General features: G+C 72.5%; 14 protein-coding genes, 1 pseudogene and 1 riboswitch. Of the genes and pseudogenes, 11 read left to right on the forward strand and 4 right to left on the reverse strand.

Translation table 11 applies throughout. From position 1 onward, the window contains the following. The first annotated feature begins 79 nt into the window (after positions 1-79). Positions 80-1,279 carry an ROK family transcriptional regulator gene (locus ACGF5T_RS32720; RefSeq protein ID WP_361012249.1) on the forward strand — a complete coding sequence of 400 codons (1,200 nt, stop codon included), beginning with the start codon at positions 80-82 and terminating at the stop codon, positions 1,277-1,279. Between the two features lie 118 nt (positions 1,280-1,397). Here the strand turns inward: ACGF5T_RS32720 and ACGF5T_RS32725 are convergent. Both ACGF5T_RS32725 and ACGF5T_RS32730 read right to left on the reverse strand, forming a co-directional pair. Next, positions 1,398-1,610, reverse strand: a pseudogene (locus ACGF5T_RS32725) (sigma factor); the annotation flags it as partial. 86 nt (positions 1,611-1,696) lie between these two features. After that, positions 1,697-4,072: a chitinase C-terminal domain-containing protein gene (locus tag ACGF5T_RS32730; RefSeq protein ID WP_366768053.1), complete on the reverse strand. Its 2,376-nt coding sequence runs from the start codon at positions 4,070-4,072 to the stop codon at positions 1,697-1,699. A gap of 216 nt (positions 4,073-4,288) precedes the next feature. After that, positions 4,289-4,419, forward strand: a riboswitch (FMN riboswitch). A gap of 151 nt (positions 4,420-4,570) precedes the next feature. Here ACGF5T_RS32730 and ACGF5T_RS32735 point away from each other — a divergent pair. The 9 genes from ACGF5T_RS32735 to ACGF5T_RS32775 all read left to right on the forward strand — a co-directional run bounded on the left by ACGF5T_RS32735 (position 4,571) and on the right by ACGF5T_RS32775 (position 11,879). Further along, on the forward strand, positions 4,571-5,182 hold the full coding sequence (locus ACGF5T_RS32735) for a riboflavin synthase (RefSeq protein ID WP_356605614.1): 612 nt from the start codon (positions 4,571-4,573) through the stop codon (positions 5,180-5,182). Further along, a complete protein-coding gene (locus ACGF5T_RS32740; protein ID WP_356605612.1) occupies positions 5,179-5,823 on the forward strand; it encodes a nicotinamide mononucleotide transporter family protein in 645 nt (214 codons plus the stop codon). Before ACGF5T_RS32735 ends, ACGF5T_RS32740 begins: the two co-directional genes overlap by 4 nt. Next, on the forward strand, positions 5,820-7,109 hold the full coding sequence (locus ACGF5T_RS32745) for a bifunctional 3,4-dihydroxy-2-butanone-4-phosphate synthase/GTP cyclohydrolase II (protein ID WP_366768054.1): 1,290 nt from the start codon (positions 5,820-5,822) through the stop codon (positions 7,107-7,109). The genes ACGF5T_RS32740 and ACGF5T_RS32745 overlap by 4 nt, the downstream gene beginning before the upstream one ends. 20 nt (positions 7,110-7,129) lie before the next feature. Further along, positions 7,130-7,615, forward strand: coding sequence for a 6,7-dimethyl-8-ribityllumazine synthase (gene ribH, locus ACGF5T_RS32750; RefSeq protein WP_356605608.1), 486 nt, complete (start codon positions 7,130-7,132; stop codon positions 7,613-7,615). 34 nt (positions 7,616-7,649) lie between these two features. Further along, positions 7,650-7,922 (forward strand): phosphoribosyl-ATP diphosphatase, encoded by a 273-nt coding sequence (locus ACGF5T_RS32755; protein ID WP_356605606.1) that lies wholly within the window; start codon positions 7,650-7,652, stop codon positions 7,920-7,922. Between the two features lie 41 nt (positions 7,923-7,963). Then, positions 7,964-8,821 carry an ATP phosphoribosyltransferase gene (hisG, locus tag ACGF5T_RS32760; protein ID WP_356605604.1) on the forward strand — a complete coding sequence of 286 codons (858 nt, stop codon included), beginning with the start codon at positions 7,964-7,966 and terminating at the stop codon, positions 8,819-8,821. Positions 8,822-8,841: 20 nt separating this feature from the next. Beyond that, complete coding sequence (locus ACGF5T_RS32765; protein WP_356605602.1) at positions 8,842-9,309, forward strand: PH domain-containing protein; 468 nt, start codon at positions 8,842-8,844, stop codon at positions 9,307-9,309. A 204-nt stretch (positions 9,310-9,513) separates the two neighbouring features. Beyond that, positions 9,514-10,845 (forward strand): hemolysin family protein, encoded by a 1,332-nt coding sequence (locus tag ACGF5T_RS32770; RefSeq protein WP_366768055.1) that lies wholly within the window; start codon positions 9,514-9,516, stop codon positions 10,843-10,845. Then, complete coding sequence (locus ACGF5T_RS32775) at positions 10,842-11,879, forward strand: hemolysin family protein (protein ID WP_356605598.1); 1,038 nt, start codon at positions 10,842-10,844, stop codon at positions 11,877-11,879. Before ACGF5T_RS32770 ends, ACGF5T_RS32775 begins: the two co-directional genes overlap by 4 nt. Here ACGF5T_RS32775 and ACGF5T_RS32780 read toward each other — a convergent pair. Both ACGF5T_RS32780 and ACGF5T_RS32785 read right to left on the reverse strand, forming a co-directional pair. Continuing rightward, a complete protein-coding gene (locus ACGF5T_RS32780; RefSeq protein ID WP_361012237.1) occupies positions 11,876-13,750 on the reverse strand; it encodes an AAA family ATPase in 1,875 nt (624 codons plus the stop codon). The genes ACGF5T_RS32775 and ACGF5T_RS32780 overlap by 4 nt on opposite strands. Before the next feature lie 430 nt (positions 13,751-14,180). Beyond that, entirely contained in the window at positions 14,181-14,801 is a 621-nt protein-coding gene (locus ACGF5T_RS32785; protein WP_356606199.1) for a hypothetical protein, read from the reverse strand. Positions 14,802-15,268: 467 nt separating this feature from the next. Here ACGF5T_RS32785 and ACGF5T_RS32790 point away from each other — a divergent pair, with 467 nt between their 5' ends. After that, a complete protein-coding gene (locus tag ACGF5T_RS32790) occupies positions 15,269-16,642 on the forward strand; it encodes a peptidase C39 family protein (protein ID WP_366768056.1) in 1,374 nt (457 codons plus the stop codon). The last annotated feature ends 130 nt before the right edge of the window (positions 16,643-16,772 follow it).

A 16,772-nucleotide genomic window follows, 5' to 3' on the forward strand; every position in this document is an offset into this window, starting at 1 on the left:
TAAACTATCAGGAACCCTGCCTGATAGATAGGGGACACCGGCGCGCGCCACCGCGCCGCCGATCTGGAAGGATCCCGGCATGCCCGCATCCCCGAGCACCGCCCGGGCCATCAACGACCGGCTCGCCCTGCGCCTGCTCCAGCAGGAGGGCCCGTTGACGGCGGGGCAGCTGAAGCAGCTGACCGGTCTGTCCCGGCCCACCGTGGCCGACCTCGTCGAACGCCTCACCGTCTCCGGCCTGATCGAGGTGGCCGGGGAGTCCGGCGAGCAGCGCCGCGGGCCGAACGCCAAGCTGTACGGCATCGTCGCCGACCGCGCCCACCTGGCCGCCCTCGACGTCCGCACGGACAGCGTGGCCGTACTGGTGTCCGACCTGCTCGGCAGGGTGCTCGCCGAGGGGTCCGTGCCGATCGGCGACGACACCGGGACCGGTCCCGCGGTGGAGCAGGCGGTGGGTCTGGTCGAGCGCGCGGCGAAGGAGGCCGGCGCCGTCCGGCTGCACACCGTCGGCATCGGCGCGCCCGGCCTGATCGACCCGGCGCTCGGCGAACTGCGGGACTCCACCGGGCTGCCCGAGTGGCACCGCCGGCTCATGGCCGCGCTGCGGGAGACGTTCCCCGGGGCGCGCGTCGACGTCGAGAACGAGACCAACCTGGCCGCCCTGGCCGAACAGCGCGACGGGGCGGCCCGGGACCGGGAGACCTTCGTCCTCCTCTGGCTCGGCCTCGGCATCGGTGCCGCGATCGTCCTCGACGGCACCCTGCGCCGGGGCGTGTCCGGCGGCGCCGGCGAGATCGGCTTCCTGCCGGTGCCGGGCACCTCGGGCCTGCCGTCGGCCACCGACTGCGACGGTGGCTTCCATTCCGTGGCCGGGGCCGCGGCGGTCGCCGCCCTCGCGGCGGACCACGGGCTGACGGCACCCGGGGAGGAACCCGAACCGGAGGAGCACGCCGCCGCGCTGGTACGGGACGCGGTGCGCCGGTCCGGCACGGACCCGGTCGCCGCGCGCTTCCTCGACGCGCTCGCCGACCGGGTCGCCCTCGGCGCCGCCGCCGTCGTCTCCGTGCTCGACCCCGGCTGCGTGGTGCTGGCCGGTGAGGTCGGCCGGGCCGGCGCCGACGCGCTGGCCACCCGCGTCCAGCACCGCCTCACCCGGATGTCGCCGCTGGCCACCGAGGTGCGGGCCAGCACGCTGGGCGGCGGCGCCGTGCTGCGCGGGGCCCTGCTGACCGCCCGCGACCGCGCCCAGGACGACCTGTTCGCACCCCAGGAGCGATAGTCCGCGGCGGCTCGTGAACGGAGGCCGGCGGCGGGCCCGCCCCGGGACGCCGCGGACCTCGGCGACCGGTCTGCTGCCAGGTGCCGACGTAGGTCTCCCGCCGGGCGCGGGCGGAGGTGACACGGTCGAGGCGCAGGCGGGTGACGACCGTGGCGAGCCGGGCCGCGGGCTGGTGGATGCCCGCCCGGTCGGCTCCGCCGGAGCGCAGGCAGGCGTCCCGGACCGCGTCCCCGGCCTCGTGCGCGGAACCTAGCATGCGGTGGGCCAGGCCGAACAGGCGCGGTCGGTGGCGTTCGAACTCCTCGGCGAGCGCGGTCGTCCTGCGTCTCACCCTGCCAGAAGCCCGGCGGGGGACCTGAGGAGACCCGGCGGCGGGCAAGGGCCTTCGTCACCGCCGCCGGGCCGGTCTTGCCGGGGTCAGCAGGCGCCGAGGTCCTGCCAGACGCCCCACTCACCCGTGGTGCCGGGCCGCTCGCCCTTCGTCCACCACTTGGACTTCCACGAGTGCCCCGTGTGGGACACCGTGATGCCACCGCCGTAGGGCGTGGCCGCGTCCCAGGCCGGCGCCGTGCACGAACCGGTGCCGCCGGTGGGGCTGGGACTCGGGCTCGGGGAACCGGTGCCCGTCGGCGTGGGCGTCGGCGTCGGCGTCGGTGTACCGGGCTCCACCGGGGTCGTCCCCCGTGCGAGGTCGCCCTCCAGGGCGTACGTCTTCCCGCCGAACGTCACCGTCCAGTTCGACGGCGTCGACACCGGCAGGTAGTACACGAGGTCCAGTTCGGTGGACGCGCCCGGTGCCAGCGACTGCCAGGCCGGCAGCTTCAGCGAGGCGCGGTGGTGGTCGCCCTTCAGGCCGCCGACGTTGCCGCCCGTGTGATCGCTGCGGATCACCGAGGTTCCCCAGCCGGACTGGTCCTTGGCGTTGCCGGGCGCGGAGGTCCCGTAGTCGAACCGGAACTCCGTACCGCCCGGGAGCGCCGTCCCCGTGTTGTTGGTGATCTTCAGCTTGGGACTGATCGGGTAGTTGGAGTCGCCGAGCGGGAACTGTCCGAACTCCACGTCGACGTCGACGGCCTCGGCCGGCATGTCGATCGTCGCGCGCTCGGCGCCGTAGGGGGAGGCCGACTTGAACGTGTCGTACATCGTGTCCGTCAGCGTCGAGCCCGGCACGTACTGTCCCTTGCCCGCGTCCCAGGCGTAGTCGCCCGCCAGCTCCCAGACCATGGTGCCGCCGATGCCGCGGTCGACCACGTAGTCCGCCTTGGCGCGCACCGACTGCTCGTCCTCGGTGGACAGGAACACCTTCTTCTCCGCGTTCCACAGCCAGGGCGCGACCAGGGTGGCGTCGTACTTGCGGGCGTACGTCCCGGTCAGCTTCGTCGTGGCCGGGAAGCCGTAGTCCGTGACGTAGTCGCCGACGACACCCTTCTCCAGGTTCTTGGCGTGCCACATCGGGTTGGAACCCGCCGGCGACTCCTTGCCCGCGGTGTCCAGGTCGTGCCACAGGTTGTCGATGCCGACCGCGCCGTCACCGCACTTGGTCAGCCCGGCACCGGCCGGGCACGACGTGGCGGGCGCCTTGCCCCAGAGCCCGTCGGTGCCGCCGGTGACGTTCTTGAAGCCGCGCGTGTAGTACGGCAGGCCGATGTTGATGCGGCCGGCCGGCATCGAGCCGCGGAAGTAGTGGTAGGCCCAGTCGGTGTTCAGATAGCCGATGCCGCCGTACTGGGAGGTGGTGTACACGCCCGCGGCGGCGAGTTCGGAGTCCTTGCCGTCGTCGAAGAGGGAGGCGTTCGGCCCGACGTGCTCGTTCCAGGCGCCGTGCAGGTCGTACGACATGATGTTGACGTAGTCCAGGTACTTCTGGACCTGGAAGGTCTCCATGCCGCGCAGCAGGTACCCGGAGGACGGCGCGGCGACGGAGAGCAGGTAGTGCCTGCCGTCCGCGGCACCCGCGCGGTCGAGCTTCTCGCGCAGCGTCTTCATCAGCGCCGCGTACCCCTTGACCAGCCCGGCCCGGCGGCCGTTGGCGAAGGACCAGTCGAGCGGGTTGCCCGCGTCCTTCATCGTCGTCGGGTACTCGTAGTCGATGTCGACGCCGTTGAAGCCGTACTTCCGGACGAAGTCGACCGCCGAGGCCGCGAAGGTGTCGATGCCCGCCTGGTTGACGGAGCCGTCGGCGTTGGTCGCCATGGAGTAGAAGCCGCCGGAGTCCACGCGCGAGCCGTCGGCCGCGAAGTAGCCGCCCGTCTCGGCCCAGCCGCCCACCGAGATCATCGTCTTGACGTCCGGGTGCTGCTTCTTGAACTTGGTGAGCTGGTTGAAGTGGCCCTTGTAGGGGAGGCCCGGGTCCATCTCGGCGCCCGCCACCCCGGGCCAGGTCATGCCGGTCGCGGTGTTCTTCTCGCCGTCCGGGCCCACGGAGAGCCGGTTGGCCCCGTCGACGTGCGCGAAGGCGTAGTTGATGTGAGTGATCTTGTCCCACGGGATGTCGGACGCCAGGTACGCCGGCTTGCCGTCCTTGCCCGTGCGCCAGCCGGTGAAGTAGCCGATCACCCGGCGCGGGTGGTCGGTGCCCATCTTCTCCCGGCCGGCGGAGTCGTAGACCGAGCAGTAGGGGACGTCGACGCCGGGGGTCCGGTAGAGCCCGTCGGGCCGGCAGCTTTCCTGGTCCGCGGCGTGCGAGGGGGTCGCGGGAAGGCCGGCGAGGACCAGACCGGCGACGGCGGCGGCCGCGGCGAACAGGGCCGGTCTCGCTCCGCGGCGCGTTCTGGAGCGTGAGGGGGAAGGCACAGTCGGTTCCTCTCCACGGAAGTTGCGCAGACATTAAGAGGACTAGACCAGTGAGTCAATAGGTATGGACCAATTGCAAGGTGCGGGCGGAAAGGCGGGGTTGGCGGAGCGGCGCCGGCTCGAGCGGCGCTCGCGCGCGGCGTCCTGTGAGCCACTCCACACACTCCGTTCGCATGGACCGCGAGCGGGCGTGGCAGACTGGCCCTGTACCAGAAGCAGCGCACTCCGGGGTCGGTGAAAGTCCGAACCGGCGGTTACAGTCCGCGACCCGGTCGCCTCCAGCGACCGGTTGACCAGGTGAAATTCCTGGACCGACGGTTAAAGTCCGGATGGGAGGCAGTGCGCGGCGGGCGAGCATGCGTGCGCGCCGCCGACCTCTGGGCTCGCCCCTGACGGGCGGGTCCCGTCCGGCGTCGCTCCCGGTGTCCTCGCTCGCGATCTCTGTCGTTCCTCGACAGCCCCGGAGTCCGTGCCCGAAGAGGCAGGAGGACCCGGGAAGTGTTCACCGGAATCGTCGAAGAGCTGGGCGAGATCACCGCCGTCGAGACCCTGGACGACGCCTGTCGCTTCCGCGTGCGCGGCCCCGTCGTGACCGAAGGGGCACGACACGGCGACTCCATCGCCGTCAACGGCGTCTGCCTCACCGTCGTCGACCACGAGGGCGACGAGTTCACCGCCGACGTGATGGCGGAGACCCTGAACCGCTCCAGCCTGGGCGTCCTCGCCACCGGCTCGCGCGTCAACCTGGAGCGCCCCACCGCCGTCGGCGCCCGCCTGGGCGGGCACATCGTGCAGGGACACGTCGACGGCACCGGTGAGATCGTCGAGCGCAAGCCCTCCGAGCACTGGGAGATCGTCAGGATCTCCCTGCCCGCGGACCTCGCGCGCTACGTCGTGGAGAAGGGCTCCATCACCGTCGACGGCATCAGCCTCACCGTCGTCGAGGCCGGCCCCGACTTCTTCACCGTCAGCCTCATCCCGACCACCCTCGCCCTGACCACGCTCGGCCACAAGCAGCCCGGCGACCCGGTCAACCTCGAGGTGGACGTCATCGCCAAGTACGTCGAGCGCCTGCTCGGCGGCCACACCGGACAGGGAGACGCCCGGTGAACTGGCTCAACTCCGAGGCGTTCACGCTCTTCGGCCAGCACATCAAGTGGTCGGACATGATCGGCAACGTGATCGGGCTGCTCGGTCTCGCGCTCGGCTGGCGGCGCTCGATCTGGACCTGGCCCGTGCAGTTCGTCTCCGGGCTCGTCCTCTTCACGGCCTTCGCCACCGCCCACCTCTCCGGCAGCGCGGGCAAGCAGATCGTCGTCATGGTCGTCGCCGCCTGGGGCTTCTGGCAGTGGAACCGCGGCCGGCGGCAGAGCCAGGACGGCTCCATCGCCGTCCGGTTCGCCACCTGGCGCGAGCGCGGCGCCCTGGTCGGCGCCGCCGCCGTCGGCACCCTCGCGGTCGGCGGCCTGTTCACCGCCTTCCCGACCCTGTCCTGGGACCCCTGGCCGGACGCGTACATCTTCGTCGGCACCGTCGTCGCCATGTACGCGCAGGCCCGGGGCATGGTCGAGTTCTGGTTCGCCTGGCTGCTGGTCGACCTGGTCGGCGTCCCGCTGAACTTCGCCAACGGCTTCGCCTTCTCCGGCTTCGTCTACGTCATCTACGGCGCGCTCGTCCTGTGGGGCCTGCGCGACTGGTGGCTGCGCTCCCGCACCGCGGCGCGGCCCGTCCCGGAAGGAGCGCCCGCATGAGCACGGCACCCATCCTCTACAGCCCCGACGGACCCGAGGACCTGCTCCTCGACCCCGTCCAGCAGGCCATCGCCGACATCGCCGCCGGCCGGCCGGTCGTCGTCGTCGACGACGAGAACCGCGAGAACGAGGGCGACCTCGTCGTCGCCGCCGAGAAGGCGACCGAGGAGATCGTCGCCTTCATGATGAGCGAGTGCCGTGGCCTGATCTGCGCGCCCATGGAGGGCGACGAACTGGACCGGCTCCGCCTGCCCCAGATGGTCGACGACAACACCGAGTCGATGAAGACCGCGTTCACGGTCTCCGTGGACGCGACCGCCGCCCACGGCGTGAGCACCGGCATCTCGGCCTCGGACCGCGCCACCACCCTCCAACTCCTGGCGAGCGGCACCGCCGAGCCGGCCGACCTGGTCCGCCCCGGCCACATCTTCCCGCTGCGTGCCCGCTCCGGCGGCGTGCTGGTCCGCAACGGCCACACCGAGGCCGCCGTCGACCTCGCCCGCCTGGCGGGCCTGCGCCCGGCCGGCGCCATCGTCGAGATCGCCGGCGAGGACGGGCGCATGCTCCGGCTGCCCGAGCTGATCCCCTTCGCCCGCAAGCACGGACTGACGATCATCTCCATCGAGGACCTGATCGCCTACCGCCGCAGCGCGGAACCGACCGTCCGCCGCGAGGCCGAGGTCCACCTCCCCACCCGGCACGGCGCGTTCACGGCGTACGGCTACCGCTCCACCGTCGACGGCGTCGAGCACGTAGCCCTCGTGCACGGCGAGATCGGCGACGGCGAGGACGTGCTGGTCCGCATCCACTCCGAATGCCTCACCGGCGACGTCTTCGGCTCCCAGCGCTGCGACTGCGGCCCCCAGCTCGACGCCTCCCTGGACCGCATCCAGTCCGAGGGCCGGGGCGTGGTCGTCTACCTGCGCGGCCACGAGGGACGCGGCATCGGCCTGATGTCCAAGCTGCGCGCCTACGAACTCCAGGAGCGCGGCCGGGACACCCTCGACGCCAACCTGGAACTCGGCCTGCCCGCCGACGCCCGGGACTACGGCGCCGGCGCCCAGATCCTGACGGACCTCGGCGTGCGCTCCGTCCGCCTGATGACCAACAACCCGGACAAGAGCGACGCCCTCGTCCGGCACGGCATCGAGGTCAGCGGCCGCGAGCCGATGCCCGTCCAGGCCGGCGAGCACAACCTCCGCTACCTGCGCACCAAGCGGGACCGGATGGGACACGACCTGCCCTGGCTGGACACGACCCCCGTGTCCACCTGCGGCAACCAGTAAGCAAGGACTCCAGGAGAGACATGAGCGGCAAGGGCGCACCGGAACTGACCGTACGCAACGTGGGGGACCTGCGGGTCGCCGTCGTCGCGGCGCAGTGGCACGACAAGGTGATGGACGGACTCGTCGACGGCGCCCTGCGCGCCCTGCACGAGCTGGGCATCGACGAGCCGACCCTGCTCAGGGTCCCCGGCAGCTTCGAGCTCCCGGTGGTGGCCAAGGTCCTCGCCGGCCGCGGCTACGACGCGATCGTCGCCCTCGGCGTCGTCATCCGCGGCGGCACCCCTCACTTCGACTACGTGTGCCAGGGCGTCACCCAGGGCCTGGTCCAGGTCTCCGTGGAGACCGGCGTTCCCATCGGCTTCGGCGTCCTCACCTGCGACACCGAGGAGCAGGCGCTGGACCGGGCCGGCATCGAGGGCTCCCGCGAGGACAAGGGCCACGAGGCGGTGACCGCGGCCGTCGCCACGGCGGCCACGCTCCGCTCAGTATCCGAACCGTGGCGCTAGGCCGCCCGGCACTACGCGTAAAGTGGGCGCCACCATGTCCAAGAAGACTTTCGAGGAGCTCTTCACCGAGCTCCAGCACAAGGCCGCAAGCGGCGACCCCGCCACCTCCCGCACCGCCGAGCTGGTGGACAAGGGGGTCCATGCCATCGGCAAGAAGGTCGTCGAGGAGGCCGCCGAGGTCTGGATGGCCGCCGAGTACGAGGGCAAGGAGGCGGCGGCCGAGGAGATCTCCCAGCTGCTGTACCACGTCCAAGTGATGATGGTCGCCCGCGGCATCTCCCTGGACGACGTCTACGCCCACCTGTAGAACCCCCCGTTTCACCCCTTCACACAAAGGAAGCCGACCTCATGCTGCGCATCGCCGTCCCCAACAAGGGTTCCCTGTCAGGCCCCGCGGGGGAGATGCTGCATGAGGCCGGCTACCAGCAGCGCCGCGAGTCCAAGGAACTGCGGATCGTCGACCCGGTCAACGAGGTCGAGTTCTTCTACCTGCGCCCCCGCGACATCGCGATCTACGTCTCGTCCGGCCGGCTCGACATCGGCATCACCGGCCGGGACCTGCTCGTCGACTCCGGCGCCGAGTCCGAGGAGATCCTCCCGCTCGGCTTCGCCCGCTCCACCTTCCGCTTCGCCGGCAAGCCCGGCACCGCGACCGGCGTCGAAGACCTCAAGGGCCGCACCGTCGCCACCTCCTACGAGGGCATCGTCGCCGCCTACCTGGCCGACCGGGGCGTCGACGCCTCCGTCGTCCACCTCGACGGCGCCGTCGAGACCGCCATCGAGCTCGGCGTCGCCGAGGTCATCGCGGACGTCGTCGAGACCGGGACCTCGCTGCGCAACGCGGGCCTGGAGGTCTTCGGCGAGCCCATCATGAAGTCCGAGGCCGTCGTGATCCGCCGCTCCGGCGCGGAGCCCGACGCGACCACCGAGCCCAAGGTGCAGCAGTTCCTGCGCCGCCTCCAGGGCGTCCTGGTGGCCCGGACGTACGTGATGATGGACTACGACTGCCGGGTGGAGCAGCTCGAGAAGGCCGTCGCCCTCACCCCCGGCCTGGAGTCCCCGACCGTCTCCCCGCTGCACAACGAGGGCTGGGTCGCCGTCCGCGCGATGGTCCCCGCCAAGGAGGCCCAGCGGATCATGGACGACCTGTACGAGATCGGTGCCCGGGCCATCCTGACCACGGCCATCCACGCCTGCCGTCTCTGAGCACGACCCGGAGCGACACCATGCCCGACACCACGCCGGACCTGCCCGCCCTGCCGGTGACCTTCCGACCGGGGCGCACCCGCGCGGTCCTGACCGTCCTCGCCGTCATCACCTTCGCGGCGATCACGGCGGTCGGGCTGCTGCTGAACGGCCTCGGCCCGGGGGAGAGGCTCAGCTTCGCGCTGACCGGCCTCCTCCTGGCCGGCGTCGTGCTGCTGCTGGCCCGACCCCGGGTCGTCGCCGACGACGCCGGGGTGACCGTCGTCAACCTCACCACCAAGCGGCGCCTCGCGTGGGCCGAGATCGTGCGGGTCAACCTCAGGCAGGGCGACCCCTGGGCCTTCCTGGACCTCAGCGACGGCACCAGCCTGCCCGCGCTCGGCATCCAGCCGGGCATCGCCCGGGAGCGCGCCCTCCACGACGCCCGCGCGCTGCGCGCCCTCGTCGAGGCCCGGTCCCGCGGCGCGTCCGAGACGCCGCGAGGCTGAAGCGGACGCGGCGCCCCTGCCGCGGGCGCCCTTTTCGTGATTAATCTGGGAACGAGGACGCGGTCGTCGCGTCCTCACCCCTGTCGCTCCGCCCGGTGCGCGGGGGACCCCGCTACCCGAGGAGTGACCCCCTCCGGCGATGGACGGACCGTCCTGCAGTACCTGCGCCGCCCCCTGCTGTGACCCCTCACAGGCGGCGGCATCATGACCACCCCCCTGCTGCTCCTGGCAGCCGCGTTCCTGCTGATCCTCGCCAACGGCTTCTTCGTGGCCGCCGAGTTCGGCCTGGTGACCGTCGAACGGCCGGACGCCGAGCAGGCGGCCGCCGGCGGCGACCGACGCGCCCGCCGGGTCGTCGAGTCCCTCAAGGAGCTGTCCTTCCAGCTCTCCGGCACCCAGCTGGGCATCACGATCACCTCCCTCGTCGTCGGCATGCTCGCCGAACCGGCGCTCGCCCGGCTGCTGGACGGCCCGTTCACGGCGATCGGCGTCCCCGACGGCGCCGTACCCGGCGTCGCGGTCGTCGTCGGCATGCTGCTGGCCTCGGCGGTGCAGATGGTGATCGGCGAACTGGTGCCCAAGAACTGGGCGGTGTCCAAGCCGCTGCAGGTGGCGCGCTTCGTCGCGGGCCCGCAGCACGCCTTCGCCCGCGTGTTCCACCCGGTGATCGCCGCGCTGAACGCCGTCGCCAACCGCCTGGTCCGCGCGCTGGGCATCGAGCCCACCGAAGAGCTGGCCTCCGCCCGCACCCCCGGCGAACTCGTCTCCCTGGCCCGGCACTCCGCCCGGGCCGGCGCCCTGGAGCAGGACACCGCGGACCTCTTCGTACGGACCCTCTCGCTGGGCGGACTGACCGCGCAGCACGTCATGACCCCACGGGTGAAGGTCAGCGCCCTGCACTCCTCGGCCACCGCCGAGGACGTGGTCAACCTGACCCGTGCCACCGGTCTGTCCCGCTTCCCCGTCTACCGGGAGAAGATCGACGAGATCGTCGGCATGGTCCACCTCAAGGACGCCCTCGCCGTCCCCGCGCCCGACCGGCTGCGGACCCCCGCCGACCGGATCGCCCGCCCGGCGCTGCTGGTCCCCGAGACCCTGCCCGTCCGGCCGCTGCTGACCCGCCTGCGCAGCGAGCAGCCCATCGCGGTCGTCGTCGACGAGTACGGCGGCACGGCCGGCGTCGTCACCCTGGAGGACATCGTCGAGGAGATCGTCGGCGAGGTCCGCGACGAGCACGACGGCCACGACGTCCCCGAACTCGCCGCCGCCGCCCCGGAGGACGGCCGGCCCGCCTGGGACGTGGCCGGAAGCTGCCGCGTCGACGCCCTGCGACGCGTGGGCCTGGAGGCTCCCGAGGGCCCGTACGAGACCGCGGCCGGGCTCGTCGCCGACCTGCTCGGCCGTATCCCGGCCGTCGGCGACCGGGCCGAACTGCCCGGCTGGCGGCTCTCCGTACGGCAGGTCGGCCACTACCGCGCCGAGCGGATACGCCTGGTGCGCACGGCTCCGGTGTCCGTGCTGGAGGCCGCCCGATGAGCGTCCTGCAACTCCTCTTCGCCGCGCTGCTGGTGCTCGCCAACGGCTTCTTCGTCGGCGCCGAGTTCGCGCTCGTCTCGGTGCGCCGCAGCCAGATCGAGCCCCTTCGCACCGCTCGCGCCCGTCAGGTGCTGTACGGCCTGGAGCGGCTGCCGCAGATGATGGCCGCCGCCCAGTTCGGCATCACCGTCTGCTCGCTGACGCTCGGCGCGGTCGCCGAACCCACGGTGGCGCACCTGCTGGAGCCGGTCTTCGCGTGGATGCACCTGCCGCACGGGGTGATCCACCCGCTCGGCTACGTGATCGCGCTGGCCGCGGTCGTCTTCTGCCACCTCGTCATCGGCGAGATGGTCCCGAAGAACCTCGCGATGGCCGCCCCCGAGAAGGCGGCGCTGTGGCTGAGCCCCGGCCTGGTCGCCTTCGCCCGCCTGTGCAGGCCGATCACCGCGGCGCTCGGCGCCTGTGCCCAGGGCATCCTGCGGCTGTTCCGCGTGGAGCCCAAGGACGAGGTCGAGGCCGTCTTCACCAGCGAGCAGCTCAACCGGCTGGTGGGGGACGCGGGCCAGGCCGGACTGCTCGACCCGGAGGAGCAGGAACGCCTGGAGGACGCCCTGGAGCTGGGCTCCCGTCCGGTGACCGACGTGCTCCTCGCCCGGGAGTCGCTGGTGACGGTCAGCCCGTCGGTCACACCCGGCGAGATCGTCGCCCTCACCGCCCGCACCGGGTACTCGCGCTTCCCGGTCGCCGTGGAGAAGGGCGCCTTCATGGGGTACCTGCACGTCAAGGACGTCCTGGACCTCGAGACCTCGGAGCGTGCCGTCCCCCAGCACCTCTGGCGTCCCATGACCACCCTCCGCCCCGAACTGCCCCTGGACGACGCCCTCACCGTGATGCGTCGCGCGGCGACCCACCTGGCCCAGGTGACGGACGCGTCGGGACGGGTGCTCGGCGTGGTCGCCCTGGAGGACGTCCTGGAACTCCTGGTCGGGGAGGTGCGCGACCCGGCCCACCGGGAGGTGACGCTGGCCGGCTAGGGGCCCGCCGGGTCCTGCGGCCCCCGCCCGGAGAGGACCTCCCCGTACGCCTGCATCAGGTCCGGCAACCGCAGCGTGGCCAGGTCGTCCCGGGTCAGCGAGCCGGGATACACCGACAGGCGCAGGTCGCGGTACGCGCAGCTCTTCTCGTACAGCGTCCGCAGGAAGCGTCCGTTGCCCAGCTCGTCGATCCATCCCTGGTCCACCACGTGCCCCGCGACGGAGCGCAGTTCGTCGAGGGCCTCCTCGTCCCAGACGTCCCCGTTCTCGGCCGCGAGCACCTCGCCGATCGAGGTCAGCTCCAGCGGCCGGTACGAGGGGAAGTCCACGCGGGTCGTGAACCGGGAGGAGAGCCCGGGGTTGGCGGACAGCAGGCGGTCCATGCCCTCCGGGTAGCCGGCGAGGATGACGACGAGGTGGTCGCGGTTGTCCTCGGCCCGCTTCAGCAGCACCTGGAGCGCCTCGTCGCCGTAGGCGTCGCCCTTGCCGTACCCGGAGTTCGACAGGGAGTAGGCCTCGTCGACGAAGAGGACGCCGCCGAGCGCGGAGTCGATCAGCTCGTTGGCCTTCACGGCGGTCTGGCCGAGGTACTCGCCGACCAGGTCGGCCCGCTGCGCCTCCACGAGGTGGTCGCCGCCGAGCAGGCCGAGGGCGTAGAAGACCCGGCCCAGGATGCGGGCCACGGTGGTCTTGCCGGTGCCGGAGGGGCCGGAGAAGACGAAATGCCGTTTGGGCGGCTGGACCGGCAGCCCCTGGCCGGCCCGCAGCCGTGCCATGTTGAGCTGCGCGGACAAGGCTTTGACCTGGCGTTTCACCGGTTCCAGACCCACCATGCGCTCCAGCTCCGCGAGCGCCTCCTCCAGTAAGGCCGGATCGGTGGGCCCGGTGGGCAGGGAGGAGTGCGGCCCGTCGGTCCGCTCGCGCACGGCGGGGCCGCTCAGCGAGGGCAGCGGGGCGCCCGGCGGGGGCTCGGGGACCTCGGGGACGGAGAGCTTGAGGCCGCGTTCCTCGGCGCCGAAGAGGGGGTCGAGTCCGTCGGCGCAGTCCAGCCCGTCCGGTCCCGTGCCGGCCTGCGCGAGTCCGGTGAGATCGCCGGTGTCGTCGTAACCGTCTCCCTCGGCGATCGCCGCCAGCCGGGCCGAGGTGTCCATGAAGGCCGGGTCGACGCGGTGCACGGCCCGGTACAGCGGGAGCGCCGCGGCACTGCGGCCCGTTCCCTCGTGGGCCCGGGCCAGCCAGTACCGCAGCTCCTTGCGCTGCGGCTGCTCGCTGCGGCAGCGCATCAGAGCCGTCGACAGCAGCGGCTCGGCCTGTCCGTACATCTCCAGGCGCACGCGGGCCATGCCGCTGAACAGGCCGGCCTCGATACCCAGCAGGGGATCGCCGAGCAGCGGGTCGGTGTGCCGTACGAGTTGCTCCCAGTCCTTGACCAGGTAGGCACGGCAGGCGTGCAGGAAGCGGACCTGGGGGTCGGCGTCCACGGGCGGCAACCCGGCCAGGGCCCGGTCCAGCTCCGGGACGTGGCGGCCGTCCAGCCAGTGGGAGGCGTGCGCCAGCAGCAGGTCGCGGGGGCTCTCCAGTACGGGCTGCACCCACCAGCCCAGCCAGTACCAGGAGTTGAGCGTGCGGCGATGGCGGGCACGCTGCTCGCCGAAGCGCTCCCGGTGCCGGAACATCCTGAGCAGGGCGTTCGTGGTGTCGACGCGCAGCGCGTGCAGTCCCAGCCAGCCGTCGGCCATCGCGGGGTCGATGCGCACCGCGGTCCGGAACTCCTCCTCGGCCTGCGGATAGGCCCCCATGGTGTAGGCGTCCACGCCGCGCAGCCAGGCGAGGTCGGCCGGGGCCTGGGGGCCCCTCGTGCCGAAGTCCATCCCGTCCCCCACGTACCGTGCCCCCGTCGGTATGCCGACGAGCCGTCGCCCGCCGACCGCCTCGGTCAACGGGTGTACCGCGGACCGGAGTTGCAAGGTGCGCGCGGCAACCGCCCGTAGGTCGCACCGTGGGCATCGTACCCGCGGGGGTCTGTCCTCCGAAGGGTGCCGGGGCAGGCCGTTGCGCGAGGCGGGCACGGCCGGGGCACGCGCCGGACGGTGACGGAGGGTGAGCGGATCGCCTCGCGCAGCAGCCGGAAAACGTGCTCGGGGCAGAACGAAGCCCCCGATCACGGGGGAACAATCGGGGGCTTCGCGTCTGTCGGCGGCACCGAACGGCCGCACATCCAGAACGTAAGACCTGTACGACCCCTGGGTCAAGCGAAGTTGAGGCACTCCGGCAGGTTGCGACGGGGCGATCTTCACGAGTTCAGCACATTGCGGAGGGTCCGTCACCCTGCGTGAAAAAGTGCGCCTCAGAGGTGGTTCCCGCGGGACCCGGCAGCATCTCGTACCCCTTCTCCCCCTGGCGCACCAGAAGGTGTGCGAAGGGGCGCGAGGGGTCGTCGGCGAAGTGCCGGCGCTCCGCGGGGATCCACCCGTCCCAGAACGTCCGCTGCTCCGCGCCGTCGCGCGCCCTGCCGCGCGCCCACGCCTCCTCGCGCGGCAGCTCCATCCAGACCAGCCGGGCCAGGTGGGGGCGGAGCGCCGCGCGGCCCGCGCCGACGCCCTCCACGAGGACCACCGGGGCGGGCGGCAGCGGGCGGGGCGCTCCGAAGCGCCGGGTCCGCCAGTCGTAGGGGGCGTAGTGCGCGAGGTCGCCGCGCTCCAGGGGTTCGATCACCTGGCTCAGCAGCCGACCGGTCCAGTCGAACAGTTCGTCGTGGCTGGCGATGTCGTCGAGCCGCAGCACCGGGGCGCCGCCCAGCTCGGCCGCCAGCCGTCCGGCGAACGTGGACTTCCCGGAGCCGGCGTGCCCGTCGACGCCGACCAGACGCACGGGTCCGCAGGAGGGTGGGAGCCGGCGGAGCAGGGCTGCGAGGGCGTGGATGGCGGATCCTGGGCTGCGCGAGGGAACGGACGACGTCCCCCGCACTCTAGCCGCGCCCGTCCGTGGCGTGCGTCCGGCCGGCGGCCGGCCCCTGCACGCCGTCGGGGTCTGGTGTGTGGTTCGGGTCCCGCACCTCGTCGGGGTCCGGTGTGTGGCTCGGGTCCCGCGCCTCGTCGGGGTCCGGTGTGTGGCTCGGGTCCTGCGCCTCGTCGGGCTCTGGTGTGTGGCTCGGGTCCTGCGCCTCGTCGGGGTCTGGTGTGTGGCTCGGGTCCCGCGCCCCGCCCGGGCCCCGCGTCCGGTTCGGCCGCCCCCGCGACGCACGCCACCGGGGCACGCCACTGGTCGACACCAATATTCGTGGCGCGGCGTGCGGAGAAGTGCTGGCAGGACCGGGTTCCTGCGGCCATAGTTGGCGCACAACCGTGCAACGGACCCGCCCGACTCGGACACCTGGGGGTCTTCCACCCATGAGCAGAGCCGAACAGCCGTCCCGCAGAACCGTCCTGGCCGCAGCCGTGGTTGCCGCCGTGGCGGGCAGTGCGGGTCCGGCCACCGCCGCAGCCCCGCCCGCCGCGGACGAGGGCCCGTCGGAACGCGAGCGCACTCCCGCCCGGCAGGTCGACTACCGGGCCTGGACCACGTTCCGCGACTGGCGGCGCGGGTCCGCGGAAGGGGCCCGCGCGGTCGCGGGCGCCCGGCCCGGTGTGGTGATCGGTGCCCCGGCCGGCACCGCCGACTACACCGACCCGCACACCGGCACCACCGCCGCCTGGGAGTACGCGACCTGGACCTCGCCCGTCCACCGGCTGGCCGTGCCCTCGACGGAGGTCATCGCCTCCTGGAACGCGCACACCCCGAGCGGCACCTGGCTCCAGGTCGAACTGAAGGGGAGCTACTCCGACGGCACGGACACCCCCTGGTACGTGATGGGCCGCTGGGCGGCCGGCGACCAGGACATCAAGCGGACCTCGGTCGACGACCAGGGCGACGGCAAGAGCAGCGTCTGGACGGACACCTTCGCCGTCGACGACGCCTCCACGGGGCTGCGCCTGGTCTCCTACCGGCTCAGGCTCACCCTCTACCGCCGCCCCGGCACGAGGACCACGCCCACCGTCTGGCGGCTCGGCGCGATGGGCTCGGACATCCCCGACCGCTTCACCGTCCCGGCCTCCGCTCCCGGCCTCGCCCAGGAGCTGAGCGTCCCGCGTTACTCGCAGGAGATCCACAAGGGTCAGTACCCCGAGTACGACAACGGGGGCGAGGCCTGGTGCAGCCCCACCTCCTCGCAGATGATCATCGAGTACTGGGGCGGCCGGCTCACCGCCGAGCAGCTCGCCTGGGTCGACCCGTCCTACGCCGACCCGCAGGTCTGCCACGCGGCCCGGTACACGTACGACCACCAGTACGCCGGCTGCGGCAACTGGCCCTTCAACGCCGCCTACGCGGCCACCTTCAAGGGGCTCCAGGGCGTGGTCACCCGCCTGGGCTCCCTCACCGACCTGGAGACGCTGATCGCGGCCGGCATCCCGGCCATAACGTCCCAGTCCTTCCTGGAGGAGGAGCTGACCGGGGCCGGCTACGGCACGTCGGGGCACCTGATGACGGTGATCGGCTTCACCGCCGACGGCGACGTGATCGCCAACGACCCCGCCTCGGACGACAACGAGGCCGTGCGCCGCGTCTACCGGCGGCGCGAGTGGGAGAACATCTGGCTGCGCACCAAGCGCTACAACGCGAGCGGCAAGGTCGTCTCCGGCACCGGCGGCGTCTGCTACCTGTACTTCCCGGCGCACCCGAGTCCGCGCCAGCGCAAGGCGCTCGCGGCGGTGGGCGTGCTCTGACCGCACCGCGACGACGGCCCCCGGCAGCGTGGGATCGGCGCCGGGGGCCGTCCGCTGTGAGCAAGGTCTCCGCCACATATGCCGCCAGCGGTGGCAAGGTGGACAGCGTCACCGCGGGGGTCGCCCTCGG

The sequence above is a fragment of the Streptomyces sp. NPDC047853 genome (assembly GCF_043204535.1).
In the GTDB taxonomy this organism is placed as follows: Bacteria; Actinomycetota; Actinomycetes; order Streptomycetales; family Streptomycetaceae; genus Streptomyces.

Coding starts and splice junctions, on each gene's coding strand:
- ACGF5T_RS32720 (WP_361012249.1), top strand. CDS start 80: ATGCCCGCATCCCCGAGCACCGCCCGGGCCATCAACGACCGGCTCGCC.
- ACGF5T_RS32745 (WP_366768054.1), top strand. CDS start 5,820: ATGAGCACGGCACCCATCCTCTACAGCCCCGACGGACCCGAGGACCTG.
- ribH (WP_356605608.1), top strand. CDS start 7,130: ATGAGCGGCAAGGGCGCACCGGAACTGACCGTACGCAACGTGGGGGAC.
- ACGF5T_RS32755 (WP_356605606.1), top strand. CDS start 7,650: ATGTCCAAGAAGACTTTCGAGGAGCTCTTCACCGAGCTCCAGCACAAG.
- hisG (WP_356605604.1), top strand. CDS start 7,964: ATGCTGCGCATCGCCGTCCCCAACAAGGGTTCCCTGTCAGGCCCCGCG.
- ACGF5T_RS32765 (WP_356605602.1), top strand. CDS start 8,842: ATGCCCGACACCACGCCGGACCTGCCCGCCCTGCCGGTGACCTTCCGA.
- ACGF5T_RS32770 (WP_366768055.1), top strand. CDS start 9,514: ATGACCACCCCCCTGCTGCTCCTGGCAGCCGCGTTCCTGCTGATCCTC.
- ACGF5T_RS32775 (WP_356605598.1), top strand. CDS start 10,842: ATGAGCGTCCTGCAACTCCTCTTCGCCGCGCTGCTGGTGCTCGCCAAC.
- ACGF5T_RS32780 (WP_361012237.1), bottom strand. CDS start 13,750: ATGGACTTCGGCACGAGGGGCCCCCAGGCCCCGGCCGACCTCGCCTGG.
- ACGF5T_RS32790 (WP_366768056.1), top strand. CDS start 15,269: ATGAGCAGAGCCGAACAGCCGTCCCGCAGAACCGTCCTGGCCGCAGCC.